This is a genomic window from Oceaniovalibus guishaninsula JLT2003, assembly GCF_000299575.1.
Classification (GTDB): Bacteria; Pseudomonadota; Alphaproteobacteria; order Rhodobacterales; family Rhodobacteraceae; genus Palleronia; species Palleronia guishaninsula.
Window position 1 is genome coordinate 86,264 of sequence record NZ_AMGO01000001.1, and the last position, 23,468, is coordinate 109,731.

At 70.2% G+C, this 23,468-nt stretch carries 27 protein-coding genes and 1 tRNA gene; 17 read left to right on the plus strand and 11 right to left on the minus strand.

What is annotated here, in order from left to right:
• Positions 1-46 precede the first annotated feature (46 nt).
• The 5 genes from OCGS_RS00460 (at position 47) to OCGS_RS14900 (ending at position 4,920) form a co-directional block, all read left to right on the plus strand.
• Positions 47-3,088 (plus strand): helicase-related protein, encoded by a 3,042-nt coding sequence (locus OCGS_RS00460; protein WP_007425242.1) that lies wholly within the window; start codon positions 47-49, stop codon positions 3,086-3,088.
• Positions 3,089-3,120: 32 nt separating this feature from the next.
• On the plus strand, positions 3,121-3,486 hold the full coding sequence (locus OCGS_RS00465; RefSeq protein WP_420798908.1) for an RNA-binding S4 domain-containing protein: 366 nt from the start codon (positions 3,121-3,123) through the stop codon (positions 3,484-3,486).
• 59 nt (positions 3,487-3,545) lie between these two features.
• A complete protein-coding gene (gene fdxA, locus OCGS_RS00470) occupies positions 3,546-3,881 on the plus strand; it encodes a ferredoxin FdxA (protein ID WP_007425244.1) in 336 nt (111 codons plus the stop codon).
• Between the two features lie 211 nt (positions 3,882-4,092).
• Positions 4,093-4,608, plus strand: a complete 516-nt coding sequence (locus OCGS_RS00475) for a CarD family transcriptional regulator (RefSeq protein WP_007425245.1) — start codon at positions 4,093-4,095, stop codon at positions 4,606-4,608.
• 174 nt (positions 4,609-4,782) lie between these two features.
• Positions 4,783-4,920 carry a hypothetical protein gene (locus tag OCGS_RS14900; protein ID WP_007425246.1) on the plus strand — a complete coding sequence of 46 codons (138 nt, stop codon included), beginning with the start codon at positions 4,783-4,785 and terminating at the stop codon, positions 4,918-4,920.
• Positions 4,921-4,982: 62 nt separating this feature from the next.
• Here OCGS_RS14900 and cobS read toward each other — a convergent pair whose 3' ends face one another.
• Positions 4,983-5,723: an adenosylcobinamide-GDP ribazoletransferase gene (gene cobS, locus OCGS_RS00480; protein WP_040610181.1), complete on the minus strand. Its 741-nt coding sequence runs from the start codon at positions 5,721-5,723 to the stop codon at positions 4,983-4,985.
• Positions 5,724-5,772: 49 nt separating this feature from the next.
• Here cobS and cobT point away from each other — a divergent pair, with 49 nt between their 5' ends.
• Positions 5,773-6,789, plus strand: a complete 1,017-nt coding sequence (gene cobT, locus OCGS_RS00485; RefSeq protein WP_040610213.1) for a nicotinate-nucleotide--dimethylbenzimidazole phosphoribosyltransferase — start codon at positions 5,773-5,775, stop codon at positions 6,787-6,789.
• Here the strand turns inward: cobT and OCGS_RS00490 are convergent.
• Together OCGS_RS00490 and OCGS_RS15170 are read right to left on the minus strand one after the other, a co-directional pair.
• Positions 6,786-8,732, minus strand: coding sequence for a monovalent cation:proton antiporter-2 (CPA2) family protein (locus tag OCGS_RS00490; RefSeq protein WP_007425249.1), 1,947 nt, complete (start codon positions 8,730-8,732; stop codon positions 6,786-6,788). The genes cobT and OCGS_RS00490 overlap by 4 nt on opposite strands.
• Positions 8,733-8,764: 32 nt before the next feature.
• On the minus strand, positions 8,765-11,332 hold the full coding sequence (locus tag OCGS_RS15170) for a hypothetical protein (protein WP_007425250.1): 2,568 nt from the start codon (positions 11,330-11,332) through the stop codon (positions 8,765-8,767).
• 165 nt (positions 11,333-11,497) lie between these two features.
• Here OCGS_RS15170 and OCGS_RS15175 point away from each other — a divergent pair, with 165 nt between their 5' ends.
• Entirely contained in the window at positions 11,498-12,238 is a 741-nt protein-coding gene (locus tag OCGS_RS15175) for an SIMPL domain-containing protein (protein ID WP_007425251.1), read from the plus strand.
• Positions 12,239-12,283: 45 nt separating this feature from the next.
• Here the strand turns inward: OCGS_RS15175 and OCGS_RS00505 are convergent, their stop codons facing one another.
• Entirely contained in the window at positions 12,284-13,573 is a 1,290-nt protein-coding gene (locus OCGS_RS00505) for an O-acetylhomoserine aminocarboxypropyltransferase/cysteine synthase family protein (RefSeq protein ID WP_007425252.1), read from the minus strand.
• Between the two features lie 72 nt (positions 13,574-13,645).
• Here OCGS_RS00505 and OCGS_RS00510 point away from each other — a divergent pair, with 72 nt between their 5' ends.
• Together OCGS_RS00510 and OCGS_RS00515 are read left to right on the plus strand one after the other, a co-directional pair.
• Positions 13,646-14,059, plus strand: a complete 414-nt coding sequence (locus OCGS_RS00510; RefSeq protein ID WP_007425253.1) for a VOC family protein — start codon at positions 13,646-13,648, stop codon at positions 14,057-14,059.
• 8 nt (positions 14,060-14,067) lie between these two features.
• Positions 14,068-14,622: a tyrosine-protein phosphatase gene (locus tag OCGS_RS00515; protein ID WP_007425254.1), complete on the plus strand. Its 555-nt coding sequence runs from the start codon at positions 14,068-14,070 to the stop codon at positions 14,620-14,622.
• Here the strand turns inward: OCGS_RS00515 and OCGS_RS00520 are convergent.
• The gene (locus tag OCGS_RS00520) at positions 14,619-15,176 is read right to left on the minus strand and encodes a DUF421 domain-containing protein (protein ID WP_007425255.1); all 558 of its coding nucleotides are present in this window, start codon (positions 15,174-15,176) and stop codon (positions 14,619-14,621) included. The genes OCGS_RS00515 and OCGS_RS00520 overlap by 4 nt on opposite strands.
• A 52-nt stretch (positions 15,177-15,228) precedes the next feature.
• Positions 15,229-15,312 (minus strand) — tRNA-Tyr (locus tag OCGS_RS14905).
• A gap of 132 nt (positions 15,313-15,444) precedes the next feature.
• On the opposite strand from OCGS_RS14905, the gene rlmB reads away from it, so the two are divergent.
• From rlmB to OCGS_RS00540, 4 genes are all read left to right on the plus strand, one after another.
• Positions 15,445-16,248: a 23S rRNA (guanosine(2251)-2'-O)-methyltransferase RlmB gene (rlmB, locus tag OCGS_RS00525; protein ID WP_040610220.1), complete on the plus strand. Its 804-nt coding sequence runs from the start codon at positions 15,445-15,447 to the stop codon at positions 16,246-16,248.
• A 121-nt stretch (positions 16,249-16,369) separates the two neighbouring features.
• Positions 16,370-16,825, plus strand: a complete 456-nt coding sequence (locus tag OCGS_RS00530) for a YHS domain-containing (seleno)protein (RefSeq protein ID WP_007425257.1) — start codon at positions 16,370-16,372, stop codon at positions 16,823-16,825.
• Positions 16,826-16,928: 103 nt separating this feature from the next.
• Complete coding sequence (locus OCGS_RS00535; RefSeq protein ID WP_040610183.1) at positions 16,929-17,555, plus strand: PEP-CTERM sorting domain-containing protein; 627 nt, start codon at positions 16,929-16,931, stop codon at positions 17,553-17,555.
• Positions 17,556-17,600: 45 nt separating this feature from the next.
• Complete coding sequence (locus tag OCGS_RS00540; RefSeq protein WP_202948653.1) at positions 17,601-18,020, plus strand: CoA-binding protein; 420 nt, start codon at positions 17,601-17,603, stop codon at positions 18,018-18,020.
• Here the strand turns inward: OCGS_RS00540 and OCGS_RS00545 are convergent.
• Positions 18,017-18,322, minus strand: a complete 306-nt coding sequence (locus OCGS_RS00545; protein WP_007425260.1) for a phosphoribosyl-ATP diphosphatase — start codon at positions 18,320-18,322, stop codon at positions 18,017-18,019. The two genes, OCGS_RS00540 and OCGS_RS00545, sit on opposite strands and share 4 nt — an antisense overlap.
• Positions 18,319-19,080, minus strand: a complete 762-nt coding sequence (hisF, locus tag OCGS_RS00550) for an imidazole glycerol phosphate synthase subunit HisF (RefSeq protein ID WP_007425261.1) — start codon at positions 19,078-19,080, stop codon at positions 18,319-18,321. The genes OCGS_RS00545 and hisF overlap by 4 nt, the downstream gene beginning before the upstream one ends.
• Before the next feature lie 79 nt (positions 19,081-19,159).
• On the opposite strand from hisF, the gene OCGS_RS00555 reads away from it, so the two are divergent.
• Positions 19,160-19,612: a DUF302 domain-containing protein gene (locus OCGS_RS00555; RefSeq protein ID WP_007425262.1), complete on the plus strand. Its 453-nt coding sequence runs from the start codon at positions 19,160-19,162 to the stop codon at positions 19,610-19,612.
• On the opposite strand, the gene hisA is transcribed toward OCGS_RS00555, so the two are convergent.
• Positions 19,609-20,328, minus strand: coding sequence for a 1-(5-phosphoribosyl)-5-[(5-phosphoribosylamino)methylideneamino]imidazole-4-carboxamide isomerase (gene hisA / locus OCGS_RS00560; RefSeq protein ID WP_007425263.1), 720 nt, complete (start codon positions 20,326-20,328; stop codon positions 19,609-19,611). The two genes, OCGS_RS00555 and hisA, sit on opposite strands and share 4 nt — an antisense overlap.
• A 133-nt stretch (positions 20,329-20,461) precedes the next feature.
• On the opposite strand from hisA, the gene OCGS_RS00565 reads away from it, so the two are divergent.
• From OCGS_RS00565 to OCGS_RS00575, 3 genes are read left to right on the plus strand one after another with little or no spacing between them, the layout of a single operon-like run.
• Positions 20,462-20,857, plus strand: coding sequence for a DUF2147 domain-containing protein (locus tag OCGS_RS00565; RefSeq protein ID WP_040610185.1), 396 nt, complete (start codon positions 20,462-20,464; stop codon positions 20,855-20,857).
• A 59-nt stretch (positions 20,858-20,916) separates the two neighbouring features.
• Entirely contained in the window at positions 20,917-21,738 is an 822-nt protein-coding gene (locus OCGS_RS00570; RefSeq protein WP_007425265.1) for an alpha/beta fold hydrolase, read from the plus strand.
• A 36-nt stretch (positions 21,739-21,774) separates the two neighbouring features.
• Positions 21,775-22,014 carry a hypothetical protein gene (locus OCGS_RS00575; protein WP_007425266.1) on the plus strand — a complete coding sequence of 80 codons (240 nt, stop codon included), beginning with the start codon at positions 21,775-21,777 and terminating at the stop codon, positions 22,012-22,014.
• On the opposite strand, the gene hisH is transcribed toward OCGS_RS00575, so the two are convergent.
• Together hisH and hisB are read right to left on the minus strand one after the other, a co-directional pair.
• A complete protein-coding gene (gene hisH / locus OCGS_RS00580) occupies positions 22,015-22,656 on the minus strand; it encodes an imidazole glycerol phosphate synthase subunit HisH (protein WP_007425267.1) in 642 nt (213 codons plus the stop codon). It abuts the gene before it with no gap.
• A gap of 10 nt (positions 22,657-22,666) precedes the next feature.
• Positions 22,667-23,251 carry an imidazoleglycerol-phosphate dehydratase HisB gene (gene hisB, locus OCGS_RS00585; protein WP_007425268.1) on the minus strand — a complete coding sequence of 195 codons (585 nt, stop codon included), beginning with the start codon at positions 23,249-23,251 and terminating at the stop codon, positions 22,667-22,669.
• Between the last annotated feature and the right edge of the window lie 217 nt (positions 23,252-23,468).

The following is a 23,468-nucleotide window of genomic DNA, read 5'->3' on the forward strand; positions in this document are numbered from 1 at the left end:
TGTTCGGGGCCAAGGCAAGGGTCCGGGCGCGGGCCGGAAGGCGGGAATGGCATCTTCGACGCAGGCCGGCGCTTTCCAGGCCGGGCGGATCACCGCGGTTCTGGGGCCGACGAATACCGGCAAGACGCATTACGCGATCGAGCGGATGCTGGGCTATCGAACGGGCGTCATCGGCCTGCCGCTGCGGCTGCTGGCGCGCGAGGTCTATGACCGGATCGTCGCCGCCCGCGGCCCCTCGGTCGTGGCGCTGGTGACGGGCGAGGAACGGATCGTTCCCGAACGCACGCAATACTGGGTCTGCACGGTCGAGGCGATGCCCGAGGGGATGGGCGCCGATTTCCTGGCGGTGGACGAGATCCAGCTTTGCGCCGATCCCGAACGGGGGCATGTCTTTACCGACCGGCTGCTGCGCAGCCGCGGCACCCATGAGACGTTGTTTCTGGGCGCCGAGACGATGCGCGGGGCCATCGCGGCGCTGGTGCCGCAGGCGCAGTTCCTGCGGCGCGAGCGTTTCTCGACGCTGATGTATACGGGCAGCCGCAAGATCAGCCGGATGCGCCCGCGCAGCGCCATCGTCGGGTTTTCGGTGGAAAACGTTTATGCCATCGCCGAGCTGATCCGCCGCCAGAAGGGCGGGGCGGCGGTGGTGATGGGCGCGCTGTCCCCCCGCACGCGCAACGCGCAGGTGGACATGTATCAGAACGGCGACGTGGATTTCCTGGTCGCCACCGACGCAATCGGCATGGGGCTGAACCTGGACATCGACCATGTGGCGTTTTCGGGCACGACCAAGTTCGACGGGCGGCGGATGCGGCCGCTGATGCCCAACGAGCTGGCGCAGATCGCCGGGCGGGCGGGGCGCTATATGCAGGACGGCACGTTCGGCGTGACGGGCGAGGCGGCGCCGCTGGACGAGGACGTGGTCGAGGCGATCACCGAGCATCGCTTCGCGCCGCTGAAGGTTCTGCAATGGCGCAACGCGGCGCTGCAATTCGGAACCCCCGAGGCGCTTATCGCGTCGCTGGAGGCGCGCAGCGACGACGAGCGGCTGGCGCGGGCGCGCGAATCGGACGATCTGGCGGCGCTGAAGACGCTGGCGGCCTTGCCCGCGATCCGCGATGCCTGTCGCCAGGCGCCCGCGACGCGGCTTTTGTGGGACGTGTGCCGCATCCCCGATTTCCGTGGTATCAGCGCGGGCGAACATGCGGGCATGCTGGAGCGGATCTTCGGGTTCCTGAACGAATGGGGCCGGGTGCCCGACGACTGGCTGGCGCGGCAGGTCAAGCGGATCGACCGAACCGACGGCGACATCGACGCGTTGTCCAAGCGGCTGGCCTATATCCGCACCTGGACCTACGTGGCGCAGCGCAAGGGCTGGGTGGACGACGAAAGCCATTGGCGGGGGGCGACCCGTGCCGTAGAAGACCGGCTGTCGGATGCGCTGCACCAGGCGCTGACGCAGCGATTCGTGGACCGGCGCACCAGCGTGCTGCTGCGGCGGCTCAAGCAGAAGGAGAGCCTTGTGGCGGATGTGAACGACAAGGGCGAGGTGTCGGTCGAGGGGCAGTTGCTGGGACGGCTGGAAGGCTTCCGCTTCCGCGCCGACCCGAACGCCACGGGCGACGAGGCCAAGACGCTGCGGCAGGCCAGCGTCGCGTCGCTGGCGCCGCAATTCCATCTGCGTTCGGACCGGTTCTATAACGCGCCCGACACCGAGATCGACGTGACCGAACAGGGCGGCCTGATGTGGGGCACCGATGCGGTGGGACGGCTGACCAGGGGCGACGATCCGCTGAAGCCCGGCATCGTCGCCTTTGTCGATGACGAGGCGGGCGGGGAGGTGGCCGAGAAGGTGCGCCGCCGGTTGCAGCATTTCGTGGACCGCCGCATCGCCGCCCTGTTCGAGCCGCTGCTGACCCTGCGCGGCGACGAGGCGCTGACCGGACTGGCGCGCGGCTTTGCGTTCAGCATGGTCGAGCATTTCGGCATCCTGCCGCGCGACGCCGTGGCGCAGGAGGTCAAGGATCTGGATCAGGACGCGCGCGCCGCGTTGCGCAAGCACGGCCTGCGGTTCGGGCAATACACGATCTTCCTGCCCGCATTGCTGAAGCCCGCGCCGACGCGGCTGCGGATGGTGCTGTGGGGGCTGTCGCGGGGGCTGGACACGCTGCCCGAAGCGCCGCCGCCCGGTTTGGTGACGATCCCCGTCGATGCGGACGCGCCCGAGGGCACCTATGCGATGGCCGGATACCGCGCCGTCGGCACGCGGGCCATCCGCATCGACATGCTGGAACGGCTGGCCGACATGATCCGGGCGGAAAACAGCCGCGGCGGGTTCGAGGCGAAGGCCGACATGCTGTCGATCACCGGCATGACGCTGGACCAGTTCGCGGGCCTGATGGAAGGTCTGGGATACCGCGCCGAGAAGGGCGAGCGGCCCAAGGCGAAGCCCGTCAAGGCGAGCGATGCGAAGGCCACCGACATTCCCGACCCCGGACCGGGGCCGGGCCCCGCCGAGCCGCCCGCGCCGCCGGGACCGCCGGGCGATACCCCCGGCGAGGCGCCCGACGAAGGCCCCAGCCCCCCGCCGGGCGGCCCCGATATCGGACCCGAGATCGACCCGCCGGTGGGGCCAGATACGGGGCCGGACGTGCCGCCGCCCGCCGATACGCCGGTATTGTCGGTGCCCGAGGCCGATCCGGTCGCGGCGGTGACGGATGCCGATGTGGCGGCGGCAACGGATGCGGAGCCTGTCGAGGCGGCGGTCGCGGTCAAGGACGGTGACGGGTCCGTGGCGGCCGCGACGGATGCCAATGCGGCACCGGCCGCGGTCGAGACGTTCTATACCTTTACCTGGGCGCCGCCCCGCCGCAATCGCGGGCCGCGCCCGGATGCCGACGGACGGGGCGACAGCCAGCGCGGCCCGCGCGGCGACAAGCCGCAGCGCAAGGGCAAGCGGCCGCCCAAGGCCGAGGACAAGCCGCAGCAGGCCGCCAGCCATTCCGCGCAGCCGCCCCGCCGCGAGAAGGCCATCGACCCCGACAACCCCTTCGCCGCCGCCCTGATGGGGCTGAAGGGCGGATCCTGAGCGACGCGGCCGATCCCGCCGGGGCGATCCGGCTGGACAAGTGGCTGTGGTTCGCGCGGTTCTTCAAGACGCGCAGCCTGTCGGCACGGCTGGTCGCCGAGGGCGGCGTGCGGATCAACGGGACGCGCGTCACCAAGCCCTCGGCTTCCGTGCGGGCGGGGGATGCGCTGACCTTCGCGCAGGGCGACCGGGTTCGCGTGGTGCGGATCGTCGCCATCGGCGCGCGGCGCGGCCCCGCCCCCGAGGCGCAGGCGCTTTACGACGACCTGGCCCCGCCCGAGGGCGATGCGCCGGTGCGGCGGGCGGGCGCGCGGCCGACCAAGAAGGACCGCCGCGACATGGTGGCGGACCGACGGCGCCACGCGGCCGACGATGGCGGGGGGCAGGCGCTTGAATGATCCGGGGCGAGGGTCTAGGTCGGGCGCGATCGCCCGAAGGACCAAGGCAGGACCGCCCCATGACCTATGTCGTCACCGACAATTGCATCGCGTGCAAATATACCGACTGCGTCGAGGTTTGCCCCGTGGATTGCTTCTATGAGGGCGAGAACATGCTGGTGATCCATCCCGACGAATGCATTGACTGCGGCGTTTGCGAACCCGAATGCCCCGCCGATGCGATCCGGCCCGATACCGAGCCGAAGATGGAGGAATGGGTCGAGTTCAACCGCAAGTATTCCGAAGCCTGGCCGGTGATCGTGACGAAGAAGGATCCGCTGCCGGGTGCCGAGGAGATGGACGGACAGCCCGGCAAGATGGATCTGTTCAGCGCCGCTGCGGGCGAGGGCGGCTGACGCCGCGCCGCAGGATGTGAACGGGCGTTTTCTGCGCCGCGGCAGAGACATCTTCCGCGCGGCGTCGATTCGTGCTATAGGATAGGCAAGACCCGATGACGGACGGCCCGCAAGGGCCGTTTCGCATGAGAAGGGTGCAGGCGGCGGAAACCCCCGTTGCGCCGCAGGTTCTGTCGCCCGCCAGCCGGGCTAGAGAAGGAAAGCCGATCCGATGAGCAAGACCAGGAAACCAGACTTCCGCCCCAACGAATTCGTCGTCTATCCCGCCCACGGCGTCGGGCAGATCGTCAACATCGAGAAGCAGGAAATCGCCGGGATCGAGCTGGAGCTGTTCGTCATCTCGTTCGAGAAGGACAAGATGATGCTGCGGGTGCCGACCCACAAGGCGACCGAGGTGGGAATGCGCGCGCTGTCCTCGCCCGATGTGGTGACGAAGGCAATGACGACGCTGAAGGGCAAGGCCAAGGTCAAGAAAGCGATGTGGTCGCGCCGGGCGCAGGAATACGAACAAAAGATCAATTCGGGCGACCTGATCGCCATCGCCGAGGTGGTGCGCGACCTGCACCGCGCCGACGATCAGCGCGAGCAGAGCTATTCCGAGCGCCAGCTTTACGAGGCCGCGCTGGAACGGCTGACGCGCGAGATCGCCGCGGTGGGCGACGGCGACGAGACGACGGCGCAAAAGCAGATCGACGCGGTTCTGGTGAACCGGCAGGCCGCCGCCTGAACTACGGCACACGGTGCATCATGCAGACCCCGGCAGCGCAGGCCGGGGTCTTTTCGTGCCGAGGGGGGCCTTGGCATGACGCCGGCGCATGGCGGGCATACCGTGCAATTCCGTGAAGGACAGCCTATATCGGTTTGGAAAGAAAACGCTTTCCAAGCCAAAAGGTTAACGACAATGGCACGCAAGACTTCGCAGAACGAGACCGCCGACACCGATGCCGCATCGTGGTTCGCGTCCTTCACGACGGCCCTGAAAGGCCCCCGGCCCGACGCCGACAAGGATACGGCCTATGCGGGCAACTATATCGGCTGACGCTGCCTGGCAGCGTTGCGGGTGAAACGCCTGCCGGGTCGAACCGGCGGGCGTTTCGCGTTTCAGGGGGCGGCCAGCGCCAGCAGCACGGCCATCTCGGCGCATTGCTGCGTGGCGCCGAGGACATCGCCGGTCTGGCCGCCGATCTTGGCGCGGGCGACCGCCCCGACCGCCAGCGCGGCCAGCGCGGCGGCCAGCGTCGCGGGGATGGCGGCCCCTCCGGTCAGCAGCAGCGCGGCGGCCAGCGCGACGAGGACGGCCAGAAGCGCGGTCGTCGCGCCGGGGCGGCGGACGCTGACCGACAGGCCGTCGGTTCGCGCATGGGGCAGCAGGCGGGCCACGGGCGGCATGGCCGCGCGAGACAGCAGGGCGGCGGCGAGGACCGATGCGATACCCGCCCCGGCCCCGATCAGCGCGGCGAGGCAGGCCCAGCGCAGCAGCAGCGACAGGATCAGCGCGATCAGGCCATAGGTGCCGACGCGGCTGTCGCGCATGATGGCCAGCCGCCGGTCGCGCGTGAAGCCGCCCCAGAATCCATCGGCGCAATCGGCAAGCCCGTCTTCGTGAAGCGCGCCCGTCGTGATTACGGATGCGGCCAGCGCCAGCGCGGCGCCAATGCCGGGTGCCAGGCCCGCAGCCCCGGCCAGCAGGATCGCCCCGCCCGCCGCCAGCCCCGGCACCAGCCCCGCCAGCGGCCAGGCCCAGGCGGCGTCGGCGCCGCGCGCGTGATCGGCGCGCAGCGGCAGCCGCGTCAGCAGGGCGATGGCCACGGCCACATCGCCAGGTCCGGGTCTGGACGTCATGCCCGGCGGGGTAGAGAGAGGGCGCCGGAATGACAACGGAGCGATGACGATGGGTGACAGATTTTCAGGGATGGACGACATCCGGGCGGCGCTGGCTGATTTGCCCGGACCCGATGCCGGGGCCATCGCGGACGCGACGGCGCGGCAGGCGCAACTGACCAAGCCCGCCGGATCGCTGGGCCGGCTGGAGACGCTGGCGATCTGGTATGCGGGCTGGCGGGGCGATGCGCGCCCGCAGGTGACGCGGCCGCAGATCGCGGTCTTCGCCGCGAATCACGGCGTCGCGGCGCGCAGCGTGTCGGCCTATCCGGCCGAGGTGACGGTGCAGATGGTCGCCAATTTCCAAGCGGGCGGGGCCGCGATCAACCGGCTGGCGGAAACCTACGGCGCGCGCATCGACGTGGTGGCGCTGGATCTGGATCGGCCGACCGCCGATTTCACCGAAAGCGCCGCCATGACCGAGGCCGAGTTCGCGGCGGCGATGGCGTCGGGCTGGGCGGCGGTCGATCCGCAGGCCGGGCTGCTGGTGGCGGGCGAGATGGGCATCGGCAACACGACGGCGGCGGCGGCGGTCGCGGCCGGATTGTTCGGCGGGCAGGCCGCGGACTGGGTCGGGCGGGGCACGGGCGTCGCGGGGCCGGCGCTGGCGGGCAAGATCGCCACGGTCGAGGCGGGGCTGGCGCGGCACCGCGACGCGCTGGGCGACCCGCTGGAGGTGCTGCGCCGGCTTGGCGGGCGCGAGCTGGCGGCGATGGCGGGCGCGATCCTGGCGGCGCGGCACCGGCGCATCCCGGTGTTGCTGGACGGATTCATCTGCACCGCCGCCGCCGCCGTGCTGGAAGCGGCGCGGCCGGGCGCGCTGGACCATGCCGAGGCGGGGCATCTGTCGGCCGAAGGCGGCCATGCCGCGCTGCTGGAGCGGATCGGCAAGACGCCCTTGCTGTCGCTGGGCCTGCGGCTGGGCGAGGGGACGGGCGCGGTGCTGGCGCTGGGCGTGCTGCAAGGCGCGGTGGCGTGTCATTCGGGCATGGCGACCTTCGCCGAAGCGGGGGTGTCGGGCGCCTAGCGCCCGGTCGCGATCATCGGTTCGGCGCGCCGCACCTCGTCTTCTTCGGCCTCGTCGTCGTCATCGTCGTCGCGGCCGTTGCGCAATTCGTCGTATTTGGCGACCAGCGCCGTTTCGAGGTCGCGGTTGAGTTCGCGGGCGCGTTCCATATACGCCTCGTTATCGGCCAGGGGCACGCCGGGGCGCCAGTGTTCGGCCAGTTCGCGCAGGCCGGAGCGGTCGAGCTTGAAGAACGCGCGCTCCATCTCGGCGGCCTCGTATTCGCTGAGGCCGACATTTTCCAGCACGTAGCGACCCGCCCGCAGCGAGCTGTCGAAGAGTTCGCGCACGATGTCGTCGGCGCCCGCGCGGTAAAGTTCGTAGACATGGATGCGGTCATGCGCGCGGGCGATGATGTGCAGGTCGGGCCGGGCGCGGCGGGCATATTCGACCAGCTTGGTCACGTCGGCGGGATTGTCCATCGCCACGACCAGCACCTTGGCCTTGTCGAGCCCCGCCGCGCGCAGAAGCTCGGGCCGGGTCGGATCGCCGAAAAAGCCGTGGAAGCCGAATTTGCGCATCAACTGCACGGTGTCGAGGTCGTGGTCGATGATGATGGTGTTGAAGCCCGCCAGCCGCAGCATCCGGTTGACCACCTGACCGAAGCGGCCGATCCCCGCGATGATGATGGGCGCGGTCTGTTCGATGGCGTCGTGTTCGGGGTCGTCCTTGCGTTCGCCGTCGCGGGTGGCGCGGTTGATCGCCTCCCAGACGATGAAGAAAAGCGGCGTCAGCAGCATCGACAGGGCGACGATCAGCAGCAGCAGTTCGGCCATCTGCGGCGTCAGCACGCCGGTCTGCAACGAGAAGGACACCAGAACGAAGCCGAATTCGCCCGCCTGCGCCAGCCCCAGCGTGAACAGCCATCTGTCGCGCCGCCCCAGCCGGGTGATGCGCGCCAGAACGTAGAGGACGAGGCCCTTCAGCACCATCAGCCCCAGCGTGATGCCGAGAATCGAGAAGGGCGCGGCGAAGAACGTCCCGAAGGAAATGCCCGCGCCCACGGTGATGAAGAACAGGCCCAGCAGCAGGCCCTTGAACGGTTCGATGTCGGATTCGAGTTCGTGGCGGAATTCGCTGTTGGCAAGAACCACGCCGGCGAGGAAGGTGCCGAGCGCCGGCGAAAGGCCCACCAGCGTCATCAGCCAGGCGATGCCGATGACGATCAGCAGCGCCAGCGCGGTGTAAAGCTCGCGCAGGCGCGCGCGGTGGATGAAGCGGAAGACCGGGCGCATCCCGTAGGAACCGATCAACACGATGGCGGCGACGGCGGCGATGGTCAGCAGCGTGACGCCCCAGCCGGGAAGGGCGCGCACGATGCCCTGCACGGTTTCGGCATGGGCGGCGGGCAGCGTTTCGGGCGCGTGGCCGCCTGCCACCGTCGCGGGCGCCGAGAAGGCCAGCAGCGGCAGCAGCGCCAGCATCGGGATCACCGCGATGTCCTGTGTCAGCAGCACCGAAAAGGACGACCGCCCGCCCGCGGTTTCCATCAGCCGCTTTTCGCTGAGGGTCTGAAGCACGATGGCCGTCGAGGACAGCGAGAAGATCATGCCGACGGCAACGGCCGTGGACGGCGCGAGGCCCAGCGCGAAGCCGCCCGCGCCGACCAGCGCGCCCGTCACCAGCACTTGCGCGCCGCCGAGGCCCAGCAGCTTCATCCGCATCTTCCAAAGGACGTGCGGTTCCAGTTCCAGCCCGATCAGGAACAGCATCATCACGACGCCGAATTCGGCGAAATGCTGAAGGTCGGCGGTTTCCGACCCCACGAGCCCCAGGACGGGACCGATGAGGATACCCGCGGCCAGATAGCCCAGCACCGAGCCCAGCCCGAGCCGCGCGGCCAGCGGCACCGCGATGACCGCCGCGCCGAGATAGATCAGCGCCTGAAAGAGAAACGCGTCCATCTAGCAGTCGTCCGGCAGGGGCTGCGTGCGCATCAGCCGGACGGCATCGACAGGACGATGGAGCGGCCGGATTTTACGTATTGAAGCTGACCGTCCGAAATCGCGGCGACGCGGCCGCCGTCGATACGGTCGCCGACCTTGACCTTTTCGAACCGGCCCGATGGCAGGCGCACCAGCGCGCGGCGGTTGGCCTTGCTGCCATAGACGCCGATCAGGTTGAGCTGGCGCAGCTTGATCGCGTTGGGCGTCGTCGCGGCCTTGGACACGGAAGCCGAGGACGGAACGCGGGGGGCGACCGTCGCGGCGGCGACGCGGGCGGGTTCGGGTGCGGCCCGTTGCGGCGCAGGCGGCTGGGGCCGGTCGCGCGGCGCGGGGGCGTTGGCGACGGCGAAGGTCTGCTGCGCCTGCGGCACGCGCGCGAGTTCGCCCAGGATCATCGCCGAGGCTTCGGCGGCGGCGGCGGCGGCGTCCTGCGCGCGGCGGGCGAGGGCCGGATCCTCGGCATCGGCCAGTTCCTCGTCGTCGGGGGCGCCGGGCACGCCGACGGTCGCGGCTAGATCCGCCGGGCGCGCGCGGGGGGCGGACGCGGTCAGCAGCGCGCCGCCTTCCGAGGCGACGGCGTCGGGAAGGGTGTCGTCGGGCGGCTGGGCTTCGGCCGCGATGGCGGCGTCCGTTTCGACCTCCGCGTCGGCAGGGGCCGGATCGCCGGGACGGGGCAGGGGGCGGATGTCGGGGATGGCGGCGGTTTCAATAGGCGCGGCCACGGGCGCGGGGGCGCCCCGGTCGGGGATCGCGGGCGGCAGGGGCGAGGGGCGGCCTTCGGTGACGGTGACGCCTTGTCGCGGCGCATCGGTCGGCGCGGCGGCAGGCGCCGGAAGCGGCGGGACGGCAGGCCGGCTGTCGGCGGGAACGGACTGCGGCCTTTGCGCATCGGGCAGGTCGATGGCGGGGTCGAGCGCCGCGACTTGCAGATCGCCGAGGCGGCCGGATTCGGGGGCCGCGAGCGCGGCCGGAGGACGGAAGGTGCCGGCCGGTGCCGCCGGGCCGCCCTGCGGGGCGTCGCCGCGGCGAGCTCGGGTTGCGGCGCGGCGGTCCGGTCGGCGGCACCGCCCGGACCGGAGGGCACGGTCGCCTGAGCCGCCGGTTCGGGGCCTGTCAGCGCGGTGCTGTCGGTGCGTTGAGGGGCCAGCAGGTTGAAGGCCGCCCAGATCCCAAGGGCCAGCGCCAGCGCGATCAGCACGCCGACGACGACCGGCATCAGCGGCAAACCGCGCCGGGGCTGCTGGCTGCGCCGTGCGCCGAAAACCGTCATTGCATCCGCTTCGGACCGGGGCGGGTGACGGCGGGCCGCGCCGGGGGCGAGGGCCGCGGCGGCATCGGGGTCTGACGCGGCAGGCGACGCGGCGGGTTCGGGTGCGGGCCTGTCGGCAGAGGGCGTCGGGGCCTTTGGGGCCGGGGGGCCTGGCGGGGCCTTTGGGGCCGGGGGCGGGCGACCGGGGCGCGGCGGGACGGTCGGCCGCGAGCGATGCGTTGGCACCCGCGATTGCGGCCCCGGCGATGGCGCCGGTCGCGGCGGCGATCCCGCGCGCGGCCGCGGTGACGGCGGCGGGGGGTTCGGGCGATTTGGCCGGCGCGGCGGGAGGCTTGGCAGCAGGGGGCTTGGCAGCGAGGGGCTGGGCCGGCCTGGCCGGTGATTGGGCGGTGTCAGGCTTGGGCGCGCCCGCGGGAAGCGGACCCGCGCCGCCATCGGGCAGCAGGGCGATACGCGATGCGATCTCGCTCAGCCGGGTGTCCGACGCACGGGGCGCGGGCGGCTGCGGGTTGGGCGCGCGGCGCGATGCGAAGGCGGGGGCGGGTTCGGCCGGTTTCGCATCGGCCTTCGGCGGCGCGGCGGGGGGCGAGGCCGTTTTGGTCGGCCCGACCGGCCCGACCGGCTTGACGGAATCGGCGGGCTCGACGGGCGGTGGCGGCGGGCCTACGACTTCGGCGTTCGGCGGTTCGCCGTCCGGCTTTGCCGCGTCCAATTCCGGCGCGGCTTCGGGCGGATCGTCGGGCAGGTCGATGATGCGGGTGACGGGGGCGGCCGGTTCGGGCGGCGGGGCGGTTGCGGCGTCCGTGGCATGGGCAGTCGGGCCGAAATCGGGGCGGCCGTCGAACCCCTCGCCGCCCTCGCGGGCGGTGAAGGCCGTCGGTGCGAAGCCGTGCGAGACGGCGAACGCCTCGGCCTCGGCCAGCGTTTCGCGCGCGACGGCGGCAACGGCCACCCGCGCACCTTCTTTCGCCTGCCAGCGGAACACCAGATCGTCCAGCGTATAGGGCGTCAGCCCTTCGAGACCCGCGCGCACGGCCTTGTCGCGCGCGTCGTCGTCCGCGCCTTCGGCGTCGAAGGCGGTATAGAGGATCTCGGATTGCGGCAGCACGATGCGGGTGGTCAGCGGACCGCCGGCCAGCCCTTCGGCCTCGCGGCGCAGATCCTCGACGCGGGTGTCGAAATGCGCGTCGTCGAGCGGCACGGCGCCGATTTCGGTCGTCTTCCCGTCCTGATCGAGGTCGAGCCGGACGCCTTCATGCGAGAGATCGAGGAAGAATGTCTGCGTCATGTCGGTTCTCTACCATGCGTCGCAAGATTGCCGACACCCCTCGGCGCCGCGCCCCGGTCTAGAGCAGCTTTTCGCCGAGAAAACCAGTGGCCCCGGCGGCACTGGCGAAGCCGCGGACGCCCCATTATGGTGTGCCGCGGCACGATTGGGCAAGAGGGGACGGCGATGCGCGGCAGGGTTTCGCAAGCGATGGCGATGGCGGCGGCGGTCTGCGCGGCTGCCTTGTGGGGCGCGGGCATGGCGGCGGCGCAGGACGCCCCGGCCGGCCCGACCGGAGAAATCCGCGCGGTGGGCGAGGGCAGCGTGCTGTCGGTGCCCGACATGGCGCTGGTGCGGCTGGGGGTCGAGGCGCGCGCCGACGATCCGGGCGCGGCGATGCAGGCGATGTCGGAAGCGACGCGCCCGGTGATGGATGCGTTGAAGAAAGCGGGCATCGCCGAGCGCGACATGCGGACCGGGCAATTGTCGCTGCGGCCCGACTATGCCGATGGGCCGATGGACGGCCGCGACGAGGGCCCGCGCATCGTCGGCCATGTCGCCAGCACGACTATCGAGGTCCGCGTGCGCGACCTGTCGGCGCTGGGCGGACTGCTGGACCAGGCGGTGTCGGTCGGGGCCACGCGATTCGACGGGCTGGACTTCATGCTGTCCGATCCGTCCGGCGCGCGCGACGCGGCACTGGCGGGCGCGGTGGCCGATGCGGTGCGCAAGGCGCGGCTGATGGCCGACGCGGCGGGCGTCGGACTGGGCCGGACGCTGGAAATCGTCGAGGAAGGCGGCGGCGGGATGCCGCGGGAGACGATGGCGATGGACGCCATGCGCGCCGCCGAAGGCGTGCCCATCGCAGCGGGCGAAACCGAGACGACGGCGCGGGTGGGCGTCACCTTCGGCATCGTGCAGCCCTGACGCGGGCGGACCCCTGCCCGGATCGGGCAGGGGCAGAGGCGGCGATCAGGCGGTCGCCTTGGCCAGCGCCTGATCGAGATCGGCGATCAGGTCGTCCGCATCCTCGATCCCGATCGAGACGCGCACCACTTCGGGCGCGGCCCCGGCGGCGACGAGCTGGTTCGCCTCGAGCTGGCGGTGGGTGGTGCTGGCCGAGTGGATGATGAGGCTGCGCGTATCGCCCAGATTGGCGACATGGCTGAAGATCTCGACCGCGTCGATCAGCCGGACGCAGGCATCGTAACCGCCCTTGACGGCGAAGGTGAAGAGCCCGCCCGCGCCCCTGGGACAGATCCTTGCCACGCGGTCGTGATATTTCGACGATTCGAGCCCCGCATAGGTGACGTAATCGACGCGCGGATCGGCTTCGAGCCATTTCGCCACCTTCACCGCGTTCCGCACATGGCGCTCCATCCGCAGGCTCAGCGTCTCGATCCCGCAAAGGGTGTAGTGCGCGGCCTGCGGGTTCATCGTCATGCCCAGATCGCGCAGGCCGATGGCGATGCCGTGGAAGGTGAAGGCCATCGGGCCGAACGTCTCGGCGAACTTGAGGCCGTGATAGGCGGGTTCGGGATCGCTGAGCGACGGGAACTTGCCCGACGCGGCCCAGTCGAACGTGCCGCTGTCCACGACGCAGCCGCCCATGACGGTGCCGTTGCCGGTCAGATACTTGGTGGTCGAATGCACCACCAGCGTCGCGCCGTGTTCGAACGGGCGGCAGAGATAGGGGGTGGCGGTGGTGTTGTCGACGATCAGCGGCAGGCCCACGTCGCGGGCGATCTGCGACACGGCGTCCAGATCGGTGATGTAGCCGCCGGGATTGGCGATTGATTCGCAGAAGATCGCGCGCGTGTCGTCGTCCACCGCGGCGCGGATCGCGTCCAGATCGTCGAAATCGACGAATTTCGCCGACCAGCCGAAGCGACGGATCGTCTGCGTCATCTGCGTGACCGTGCCGCCGTAAAGGCGGGTCGAGACGACGACGTTGCGCCCCGGCGCCATCAGCGGGAACAGCGCCATGATCTGCGCCGCGTGCCCCGACGAGCAGCAGACGGCACCCACCCCGCCTTCCAGCGTGGCGATGCGTTCCTGAAGCACGGCGACGGTGGGATTGGTCAGCCGCGAATAGATGAAGCCCACTTCCTGAAGATTGAAGAGCGCCGCCGCATGGTCCGCATCGCGAAAGACGTAGGCCGTGGTCTGGTAGATCGGCGTACTGCGCGCGCCGGTGGCCGGGTCGGGCCGGGCGCCCGCGTGGATTTGCAGGGTGTCGAAGCCGTGCGTCTTGTCGGGCATGTGCGCTCTCCTTGGCGGGTATCGCGAAGGGGTGTAAGGCAGGTTCGGCAACCGCACAACGAAAGGCGCGTCATGCCCGGCCCCTTCCATCTTGCCATCCACGTCACCGATCTGGACGAGGCGCGCGCCTTTTATGGCGGCGTTCTGGGCTGCGCCGAGGGGCGCAGCACCGACACCTGGGTCGATTTCGACTTTTTCGGCCACCAGATCAGCCTGCATCGCGGCCAGCCCTTCGCCACGACGGATACCGGCAGGGTCGGCGATCACAACGTGCCGATGCCGCATTTCGGACTGGTGCTGCCGCTGGAGGATTGGCGCGCGCTGGCCGCGCGGCTGGAGGATGCGGGCACGCAATGGGTCATCGCGCCCTCGGTCCGGTTCGAGGGGCAGCCCGGCGAGCAATGGACGATGTTCTTCCGCGACCCCTGCGGCAACCCCATCGAGGTGAAGGGTTTCGCGGATATGGGGCGGGTCTTCGCCGCATGAGGCGGGCGGTGCGGCGTGTCGTCCTGCTGGCGCTGGCGGGCTTTCTCGCGCTGGCGGGATGGGTGGGGGTGCTTCAGGCGACCGGCAACTATCACGCGGTGATCGCCGGGACGCTGTACCGGTCGGCGCAGGTGACGCCCGAAAGCCTGACGCGGTATGTGGCCGAGGACGGCATCGCCAGTGTCCTGAACCTGCGCGGCGCGCTTCCGGGCACCGGATGGTATGACGACGAACTGGCGGCGTCAGACCGGCTGGGTCTGGTCCATGCCGATTACAAGATGTCCGCCAGCCACGGGATCGGCCAGCAGGAAGCGACCGATCTGCTGGCGATCTTCGCGACGTTGCCCCGCCCGATCCTGGTGCATTGCAAGTCTGGCGCGGACCGCACGGGGCTGGCCGCGGCGCTGTATCTGGCGCGGATCGCGCAAGCCGGAGAGGCGGCGGCGGAACGGGCGCTGTCGCTGCGCTATGGGCACTTCGCCGCGCCGTTCCTGTCGCGGGCCTGGCCGATGGACCGGAGTTTCGAGGCGATGGAGCCGTGGCTGGGATATCACGACAGCTAGGTGCCCGCGTTCGTGCCGTCGGTGTCGTGGCCGCGCGGCAGTTGCGCGCGGGCGAAGTCGGCATGCCCGCCGCCTTCGGGCTTGGGTATGACGCTGAACGATCCGTCGCTTTCCAGGATGACCGCCGCCACATCGTCGGGATCGGGTGCCGAACTGCCGCGAATGACGGTCCTCAGCTCGTCCTCGGTCACGCGCTCGCGCCGCAGGGCGCCATGCAGGATCCGCCCCTCGCGCATCAGCAACGTGGGTTCGGACCGCACCAGCCGCCGCACCCTGTCGCTGCGCACCGACGACCAGGCGACGATGTATTGCAGGCCGATAAGGGTGACGAAACCGATCATCCCCTCGGCCAGCGCCACCGATTCCGACAGCAGGATCGAGGCCAGCGTCGATCCCAGCGCGACCGTTACCACCAGATCGAAGGCGTTGAGCTTGGCCAGCGTGCGCTTGCCCGAGACGCGCAGGATGACGATCAGCCCGATATAGGCCAGCGTGCCGACGATCACCGTCCGCACGATCCCCTGCCAATCCTGAAAGAACATCTCGGTCCACATGCGGGGTGAACACGGGCTGGGGCGGTTTTGTTCGGAAGTTGGGGGAAAGAAGTGGTGGGCGACCCTGGAATCGAACCAGGCGTGCGTCTCCGCGAGGGAGTTACAGTCCCCTGCCACACCTTGCGGCCTGTCGCCCACTTGCCCGTCCGAGTGGGACGCGCGGCGTGTCGAATAGACGGCGCGCCGGGGGGCGTCAACCGCTTATGTCGCCCGATTGCGGCTTGAAGCGGCGCGCCGGGCCGGGCAGATGCGGGGGCAGGGGGATGCGATGAAAAAGCCGAAATGGGTGGTCGAGAAGGAACAGGCGCGACGGCAGGGGGCGCAGGCGACGCATTGGCTGTTCGGGCTGCATGCCGTGCGCGACGCGCTGGGCAATCCTGCGCGCGAGCGGTTGCGCCTTGTCGTCACGCAGAACGCCGCCGACAGGCTGGCCGAGGCCATCGTCGCCAGCGGCATGACCCCCGAGATCGCCGATCCGCGGCGCTTTCCCGTGCCGCTCGACCCTGGATCGGTGCATCAGGGCGCGGCCTTGGAGGTGCGGGCGCTGGATTGGGGCCGTCTGGCCGATCGCTGCCTTGCCGGCGATGACGGAATGCCGCTGGTCGTGGCGCTGGACCGCGTGACCGATCCGCACAACGTGGGCGCTGTGCTGCGGTCGGCGGAGGTGTTCGGCGCCCGCGCGGTCGTGGCCCCCATGCGCCATTCCGCGCCCGAGACCGGCGCGTTGGCCAAGACCGCATCGGGCGCGCTGGAACGCCAGCCCTATCTGCGGGTCGGCAACCTGGGCGATGCGCTGGGAACGCTGCGCGACATGGGATACACGCTGCTGGGGCTGGACGGCGAGGCGGCGGAAACGCTGGAAGGGGCGTTGCAGCGCACCGGCCGCCGGCCCCTGGCGCTGGTGCTGGGCGCCGAGGGGCCGGGCCTGCGCGAGCGCAGCAAGGCCAGCTGCGATGCGCTGGTGCGGATCGACGCGGCGGGCGCGTTCGGATCGCTGAACGTATCCAACGCGGCGGCCGTGGCGCTTTACGCAGCGCGGCGGCATCTGGACCGGGGCGCGGACGGCGCGTGAGCGCGCCCCGTCCTCACGCATCGTCACCCCCGCACACAAGCGCGTCACGGGGGATGGGATGCGGACGCGGCGCGGTGCATGGTCGCCCCGATCCTCACCCCGACCTTGATAGACGAGACCGATGACCAGCCGACGATCCGCCCTTGCGACGATGCTGTGCCTGCCGGTGCTGTGCCTGGGCGCGCCTTTGGCCGCCGACGGGGCCAAGCGGGTCTTCGCGCCGGGGGGCTATGCGCTGGGCGGTGTCGATCCGGTGGGGTATTTCGTCGATGGCCGCGCGCGCATGGGCAGCGAGAAATGGAAGCTGCATTGGGCCGGCGCGCTGTGGCTTTTCGCGGACGCGGCCAGCATGGGGACATTCGAATCGAACCCGAGGCGTTTCGCCCCGCGTTACGGCGGGCACTGCGCCTATGCGATGGCGCATGGCGACGTGCGGCCCGTCGATCCCGCCGCCTGGGCGATCCGCGACGGCCATCTTTATCTGACGCGCACCCCCGAGACGCTGGCGATGTGGCAGCGCGACCCCGACCGGTACATGGCGATGGCCGATGCGGTCTGGTCGCGGATGTGGCGCTAGATCTGACGCTGCGTCACAACTGGCGGTAGTGTGATGGTTATTGCAAGATCGTTGCGCGGCTGTAGATGACCCAGGCCGTTCCGGCAGGGCTGACGAGGTTCGAATGACATTTCTTTCTGCTGCCCTGAAGGGGACCGCCCTTGCCGTGCTGCTGATGCCGGGCATGGTCGATGCCGCGACGATCCGGCCCGAGGGATCGGCCGCGTCGCCGGCCGGGCGGATGGCCGATAGCGGCGCGAAGCCTTTCGATCCGCCCTACGGCTTTCCCAGATCCGGCCGGTTCCGTCCCGATCTCGCGTTGTTCGATTTTCCGCAGCGCGCCTATCCCTATGGCACGGCGCATCGGTCGCAGATCACGACGGGGCGGTGGCGCGACAGACAGGCGACGCGGCCCGATCCGCTGGTTCCCGTCGATCCGGTGGATCCGATCCGTCCCGATCCCCGCCCGCCGGTCGATCCGGTCGGCCCGCGCCCCGATCCCAAACCCGATACGGGCGTGCTGCCCGACACGGATAGCGGCGTCCGCCCCGATCCGCTGGATCCTCTCGATCCGCTGGCCCCGATCACGCCCGATCCCCGCCCGCCGGTCGATCCGGTCGACCCGGTCGATCCGGGGCCCGGCCCGCTGGATCCGCTTCCCGTGCCGATCCCCGTTCCCGTGCCGGGATCGCTGCCGTTGCTGGCCGCGGCCTTGGGCCTGGCGGGGCTGTTGCGGTTCCGGCGGCGCTAGGGCACCCTTCCGGCCACGGACGGATGCAGGCGGATGGGGCGGGGAATGGTCGATGACGACACGGTCCGGCAGGTCTTGCGCGAGTGTCGCACGGTCGTCTGTCTGGGCGCGTCGCTCAACCCCGCGCGGCCGTCGCATTACGTTTCGGGGTTTCTGATCGCGCGCGGCTATGACGTGTGGCCGGTCAATCCCGTTCACGAGGGGCGCATCTGGCACGGCCGCCCCGTGCTTCCCGATCTCGCCAGCGTGCCGGTGCCGGTCGATATGGTGGATGTGTTCCGCCGATCCGAACACGTGCCGGACATCGTCGAGGATGCGCTGGCGCATCTGCCGGGGCTGAAGGCGATCTGGCTGCAACTGGGCATCCGCCATGACGCCGCCGCGAACCGCGCGCGCCAGGCGGGGCTGATCGTGGTGCAGGATCGCTGCCCCAAGATCGAATGGCCGCGCCTGATGGCGGGCTAGCGCGCCGCCTTTTCGTCCAGGCCGCCGGTTCCGGCCCGCGCCGCCAGCACCTTTTCGACATCGCCAAGCGTCAGGTCGCGGGCCGCCAGCATGACCAGCAGGTGATAAAGCACGTCCGCCGCTTCGTTCGCCAGGGCGTCGCGGTCGCCGCGCACCGCTTCGACGATGGCCTCGACCGCTTCCTCGCCGAATTTGCGCGCGCAGGTTTCGGGGCCGCGGGACAGAAGCCGCGCTGTCCAGGACGTGCCGGGATCGGCGTCGCGTCGCGCGGCGACGGTCGCGGCCAGGTCGTGCAGGCTCATGCCATCCTCATCGGGATACCGGCGGCGGCCATGTGGGCCTTCGCCTGGGCTATGGTGAAATCGCCGAAATGGAAGATCGACGCGGCCAGAACCGCGCTGGCATGGCCGTCGCGCACGCCTTCGACCAGATGATCCAGCGTGCCGACGCCGCCGCTGGCGATCACCGGCACGGACACCGCATCGGCGATGGCGCGGGTCAGCGGGATGTTGAAGCCCGCGCGCGTGCCGTCGCGGTCCATCGAGGTCAGCAGGATCTCGCCCGCGCCCTTGTCGGCGACGGTGCGCGCGAAGTCCACGGCGTCGAGGCCCGTCGCGCGGCGGCCGCCATGGGTGAACACCTCCCACCGGCCGGGGGCGACGGTCTTGGCGTCGATGGCCACGACGATGCATTGCGATCCGAAGCGGTCCGCGGCCTCGGCCACCACGTTGGGATCGGCGACGGCGGCGGAATTGAACGACACCTTGTCGGCCCCCGCCAGCAGCAGCGCGCGCACGTCGTGATGGCTGCGCACCCCGCCGCCCACGGTCAGCGGCATGAAGCAATGTTCGGCCGTGCGCGTGGCCAGGTCGTACATCGTGCCACGGTTTTCGTGGGTGGCGTGAATGTCGAGAAAGCACAATTCGTCCGCGCCGGCGGCGTCGTAGGCGCGGGCGGCCTCGACCGGATCGCCGGCATCGCGCAGATCGACGAAGTTGACGCCCTTGACCACCCGGCCGTCGGCCACGTCGAGACAGGGAATGATGCGGGTCTTCAGCATGCCGCCTTCTAGCGCGGCGCCGGCCCGTTCGGAACCCCGCATGTCACGCGCCGTTGGCCCTTGGAACAAAGGAGTATCCATGATGCTGAGACAGCTTGCCCTGGCCGTGGCGGTCGCGTTCGCCGCGCTTCCCGCCGCAGCGGACGACGATATCGAGGACCGCGTGGCGAACGGCACGGTGGCGCAGGCGATGGACCGTCTGGAAAAGGCCGTGACCGATGCCGGGGCGACCGTCTTCGCGCGGATCGACCATGCCGGCAACGCGTCGAAGGCGGGGCTCGAGATGCCGGCCAGCGAGCTGCTGATCTTCGGCAACCCCAAGCTGGGCACGCCGCTGATGCTGACCGATCCGCGTGCGGGCCTGTTCCTGCCGCAGAAGATCCTGATCTACAGCGACGAGAATGGCGAGACGCGGGTGATCTACCGCGAGGTGGACGAGATTTTCGACGATCTGGACATCGACGACGACCACGAGGCGATCCGCAAGATGAAGGACGCGATGGCGCAGTTCGCCGCGGCGGCGGCCGGCTAGGCCCGCAGCAGATCAAGGGCGGCGCGCAGGTCGATGGCCCCGTCATAAAGCGCGCGGCCCGAGATCGCACCGGCGATCACACCGGTATCGCGCAGGGCGGTCAGGTCGTCCATGCGCGCGACGCCGCCGCTGGCGATGACCGGGATCGACACGGCGCGCGCCAGATCCTCGGTCGCGGCGACGTTCGGGCCGCCCATCGCGCCGTCGCGGTCGATGTCGGTATAGATCAGGGCGGCGACGCCCGCATCCTCGAACCGCCGTGCCAGATCGACGGCCGCGAGATCCGTCTGCTCGGCCCAGCCGCGCGTGGCGACGCGGCCGTCGCGCGCGTCCAGCCCGACCGCGACCCGGCCCGGAAAGCGGCCGGCGGCGGCGCGGACGAAACCCGGATCCTCGACCGCCGCCGTGCCCAGGATGATCCGCGCCAGCCCCTTGTCCAGCCACGCCTCGGCGGTGGCCATGTCGCGGATGCCGCCGCCAAGCTGCACCGGCACGTCCACCGCCGCCAGGATCGCCTCGACCGCGCCGGCATTGACGGGGCGCCCGGCGAAGGCCCCGTTGAGATCCACCAGATGCAGCCATTCGCATCCCGCCGCGGCGAAGGCGCGGGCCTGCGCCGCCGGATCGTCGCCGAAGACCGTCGCCTCGTCCATGCGGCCGCGCAGCAGGCGCACGCACTGGCCGTCCTTGAGGTCGATGGCGGGGTAAAGGATCATCCGGGCTCTCCTGTCGTTGGCGAGGCGGCTATGGCACGGGGCGCGACGCGGGCCAAGGCCGGACGCCATGTCAGGCTTGCGCGCCCGCCTTGCAAGCGGGCAGGATCGCTGGGCCGGATGAGGAGGGCGACGGATGCGAAGCGGTTGGATGGCGGCAATGGCGGTGGCGGCGGGTCTGGTTTTCGCGCAGGGCGCGCGCGCCGATCCGGTCGAGGGGACGTGGCAGACGCAGGTCGATGACGGTGCCTTCGCGCATGTCGCGATGGCGCCCTGCGGGCCGGCGCTTTGCGGAACGATCACCCGCACCTTCAACGCGCAAGGCGAATACCGGTCGCCCAATGTCGGCAAGGTGATCGTGCGCGACATGATGCCGAAGGGCCAGGGCCATTACGAAGGGCGCGTCTGGCGGCCCAGCAACGACAAGGTCTATGTCGGCAAGATGGATCTGGACGGCGAATGGCTGAAGATGCGCGGCTGCGTGGCGGGCGGGCTGATCTGTTCGTCGCAGACCTGGGCACGGGTGCGCTGACGGAACGATCCCGCAGGCACGGCGCTTGGACCTTCGTCAATCAGCCGCAGGAGAGGCCCATGCCCATCGTCACCACGAATGACGGCACCGAACTTTACGTCAAGGATTGGGGGCAGGGCCGGCCTGTCGTTCTGGTTCATGGCTGGCCGCTGAACGCCGATAGCTGGGAACATCAGGCGCTGCATCTGGCGACGAACGGTTGCCGGGTGATCGCCTATGACCGGCGCGGCTTCGGGCGGTCGGGCCAACCCTGGACGGGATACGATTACGACACGCTGGCCGACGATCTGGCCTGCGTGATCGACGCGCTTGGCCTGCGCGACGCGACGCTGGCCGGATTTTCGATGGGCGGCGGCGAGGTCGCGCGATACATGTCCCGGCATGACGGGCGGGGCGTGGCGAAGGCGGCGCTGATCTCCTCCGTGGTGCCCTTCATGCTGAAGACCGGCGACAATCCCGACGGCGTGGATGGCGACGTGTTCGACGGCATGAAGGACGGGCTGCGCAAGGACCGGCCGCAATTCATCCGCGATTTCCTGGAAGGCTTCTACGGAAACGGGACCGAGGCGGGGGGCGTCAGCGACGGCGTGCTGCACTGGGCCTGGGCGATGGCGATGCAGGCCAGCCCGAAGGCCACGATCGACTGCGTCGATGCGTTCGGGCGCACGGATTTCCGTCCCGACCTGGCGGCGTTCGACCTGCCGGTGCTGGTGGTGCACGGCACCGGCGACGAAACCGTGCCCATCGACCCCAGCGGGCGGGCGGCGGCACGGTCGATCGCCGACGGGACGCTGAAGGAATACGAGGGCGCGCCCCACGGCCTGACCGCGACCCATGCCGACAGGCTGTCGCGCGATCTGCTGGAATTCGTGCAGGGCTGAACCCTTTCTTCAGACTTCGGGGTGCAGGATGGCGGCATGGTCCGCATCCTGCCCCTTCTTGTCCTGCTCGTCGCCGCCTGTTCGCGCGACGATCCGCCGCCGGTGCTGCCGGTGCCGTTGATCGTGAAGACCTATCTCAACTCGCCCGTACCGAACGCCGCGACCGACAGGGCGGCGGCGGCGCGGTGCCAGGGCGGCCGGGTCTATCGGCGCATGGTGCTGCGCGATGGTTGGGGCTACAGCCATCTTTACCATTGCCGGCCGGCGCGGCGATGATCAGGGGCGCCAGTGCAGGAAATTGGCGATCAGGCGCAGCCCGGCGGACTGGCTTTTTTCCGGATGAAACTGCGTGCCGACGCGGTTGGCGATGCCGACGACGGCCGTGACCGGGCCGCCGTAATCGCAATGCGCCAGACGCTGCGCGGGATCGGCGACTTCCATGTGATAGGAATGGACGAAATAGGCGTGATCGCCGGTGGCAAGGCCCGCCAGAACCGGATGCGGATCGTCGAGGATCAGGTCGTTCCAGCCCATATGCGGAACCTTCAGTGCGGGATTGGCGGGCACGATGCGGTTCACGGTGCCGTCGATCCAGCCGAAGCCGGGGGTTTCGCGGTATTCCGTCCCTGTCCGCGCCATAAGCTGCATGCCGACGCAGATGCCCAGAAACGGGCGGCCCCGATCCTCGACCGTTTCGACCAGCGCCTGGTAGAGTGCCGCGCGGTCGCGCACCAGACCTTCGCGGCAGGACGGAAAGGCGCCGTCGCCGGGCAGCACCACGCGGTCGGCGCGGGCGACATCCTCGGGGTTGGCGCTGACCAGAACGGTGCCGCCGTCCGTTTCGCGCGCCATGCGCTGAAACGCCTTGGCGGCGGAATGCAGGTTGCCGCTGTCGTAATCCACCAGAACCGTCAGCATGGCGCGCCCGTCACAACGCGCCCTTGGTCGAAGGCAGGGCGTCGCTGCGCGGATCGGGTTCGACCGCCTGACGCAGGGCGCGGGCCAGCGCCTTGAACGCGGCCTCGGCGATGTGGTGGCTGTTGACGCCGCGCAGCAGGTCGACATGCAGCGTCATGCCGGCATGGGTGCTGAACGCCTGGAAGAACTCGCGCACCAGTTCCGTGTCGAACGTGCCGATCTTCGGCGCCGTCATCGCGACGTTCCACACCATGAATGGCCGCCCCGACAGATCCAGCGCGACGGTGACGAGGGTGTCGTCCATCGGCAACGCGCACTGGCCATAGCGGCGGATGCCGCGTTTGTCGCCCAGCGCCTTCGCCAGCGCCTGACCCAGCGCGATGCCGCAATCCTCGACCGAATGGTGGTCGTCGATATGCCGGTCGCCCGTGCACGTCACCGTCATGTCGATCAGCGAATGACGCGCAAGCTGGTCGAGCATGTGGTCGAAAAAGCCGATTCCGGTCGCCATGTCGTAGCGCCCGGTGCCGTCGAGGCCGACCGTCACGGCGATGTCCGTCTCGGCCGTCTTGCGGGTGACGCTGGCGCTGCGCATGGGAACCTCCGGTTTGCGGCCGCTATACTGCGCGCCGCTCATGCTGGAAAGGGGCGCGCGCGAAAGCGAACACAGCCTCTGGTAATCCGCGGCGATATGGTGTGACCTGCGGGCAAGGCGCTAACGGCATGGCGGCTTTGCCGGATGCGCTAGTGCACCGGCGGGCCTGCTTACGCTAGGTCCGGCGCGCCAGAGAGACGACGAGGACGATGGGAGG

Excerpts from the sequence above, each read along its gene's own strand:
- OCGS_RS00460 (WP_007425242.1), top strand. The coding sequence starts at position 47 with ATGGCATCTTCGACGCAGGCCGGCGCTTTCCAGGCCGGGCGGATCACC.
- fdxA (WP_007425244.1), top strand. The coding sequence starts at position 3,546 with ATGACCTATGTCGTCACCGACAATTGCATCGCGTGCAAATATACCGAC.
- OCGS_RS00475 (WP_007425245.1), top strand. The coding sequence starts at position 4,093 with ATGAGCAAGACCAGGAAACCAGACTTCCGCCCCAACGAATTCGTCGTC.
- OCGS_RS14900 (WP_007425246.1), top strand. The coding sequence starts at position 4,783 with ATGGCACGCAAGACTTCGCAGAACGAGACCGCCGACACCGATGCCGCA.
- cobS (WP_040610181.1), bottom strand. The coding sequence starts at position 5,723 with ATGACGTCCAGACCCGGACCTGGCGATGTGGCCGTGGCCATCGCCCTG.
- cobT (WP_040610213.1), top strand. The coding sequence starts at position 5,773 with ATGGGTGACAGATTTTCAGGGATGGACGACATCCGGGCGGCGCTGGCT.
- OCGS_RS00490 (WP_007425249.1), bottom strand. The coding sequence starts at position 8,732 with ATGGACGCGTTTCTCTTTCAGGCGCTGATCTATCTCGGCGCGGCGGTC.
- OCGS_RS15170 (WP_007425250.1), bottom strand. The coding sequence starts at position 11,332 with ATGACGCAGACATTCTTCCTCGATCTCTCGCATGAAGGCGTCCGGCTC.
- OCGS_RS15175 (WP_007425251.1), top strand. The coding sequence starts at position 11,498 with ATGCGCGGCAGGGTTTCGCAAGCGATGGCGATGGCGGCGGCGGTCTGC.
- OCGS_RS00505 (WP_007425252.1), bottom strand. The coding sequence starts at position 13,573 with ATGCCCGACAAGACGCACGGCTTCGACACCCTGCAAATCCACGCGGGC.
- OCGS_RS00510 (WP_007425253.1), top strand. The coding sequence starts at position 13,646 with ATGCCCGGCCCCTTCCATCTTGCCATCCACGTCACCGATCTGGACGAG.
- OCGS_RS00520 (WP_007425255.1), bottom strand. The coding sequence starts at position 15,176 with ATGTGGACCGAGATGTTCTTTCAGGATTGGCAGGGGATCGTGCGGACG.
- rlmB (WP_040610220.1), top strand. The coding sequence starts at position 15,445 with ATGAAAAAGCCGAAATGGGTGGTCGAGAAGGAACAGGCGCGACGGCAG.
- OCGS_RS00530 (WP_007425257.1), top strand. The coding sequence starts at position 16,370 with ATGACCAGCCGACGATCCGCCCTTGCGACGATGCTGTGCCTGCCGGTG.
- OCGS_RS00535 (WP_040610183.1), top strand. The coding sequence starts at position 16,929 with ATGACATTTCTTTCTGCTGCCCTGAAGGGGACCGCCCTTGCCGTGCTG.
- OCGS_RS00540 (WP_202948653.1), top strand. The coding sequence starts at position 17,601 with ATGGTCGATGACGACACGGTCCGGCAGGTCTTGCGCGAGTGTCGCACG.
- OCGS_RS00545 (WP_007425260.1), bottom strand. The coding sequence starts at position 18,322 with ATGAGCCTGCACGACCTGGCCGCGACCGTCGCCGCGCGACGCGACGCC.
- hisF (WP_007425261.1), bottom strand. The coding sequence starts at position 19,080 with ATGCTGAAGACCCGCATCATTCCCTGTCTCGACGTGGCCGACGGCCGG.
- OCGS_RS00555 (WP_007425262.1), top strand. The coding sequence starts at position 19,160 with ATGATGCTGAGACAGCTTGCCCTGGCCGTGGCGGTCGCGTTCGCCGCG.
- hisA (WP_007425263.1), bottom strand. The coding sequence starts at position 20,328 with ATGATCCTTTACCCCGCCATCGACCTCAAGGACGGCCAGTGCGTGCGC.
- OCGS_RS00565 (WP_040610185.1), top strand. The coding sequence starts at position 20,462 with ATGCGAAGCGGTTGGATGGCGGCAATGGCGGTGGCGGCGGGTCTGGTT.
- OCGS_RS00570 (WP_007425265.1), top strand. The coding sequence starts at position 20,917 with ATGCCCATCGTCACCACGAATGACGGCACCGAACTTTACGTCAAGGAT.
- OCGS_RS00575 (WP_007425266.1), top strand. The coding sequence starts at position 21,775 with ATGGTCCGCATCCTGCCCCTTCTTGTCCTGCTCGTCGCCGCCTGTTCG.
- hisH (WP_007425267.1), bottom strand. The coding sequence starts at position 22,656 with ATGCTGACGGTTCTGGTGGATTACGACAGCGGCAACCTGCATTCCGCC.
- hisB (WP_007425268.1), bottom strand. The coding sequence starts at position 23,251 with ATGCGCAGCGCCAGCGTCACCCGCAAGACGGCCGAGACGGACATCGCC.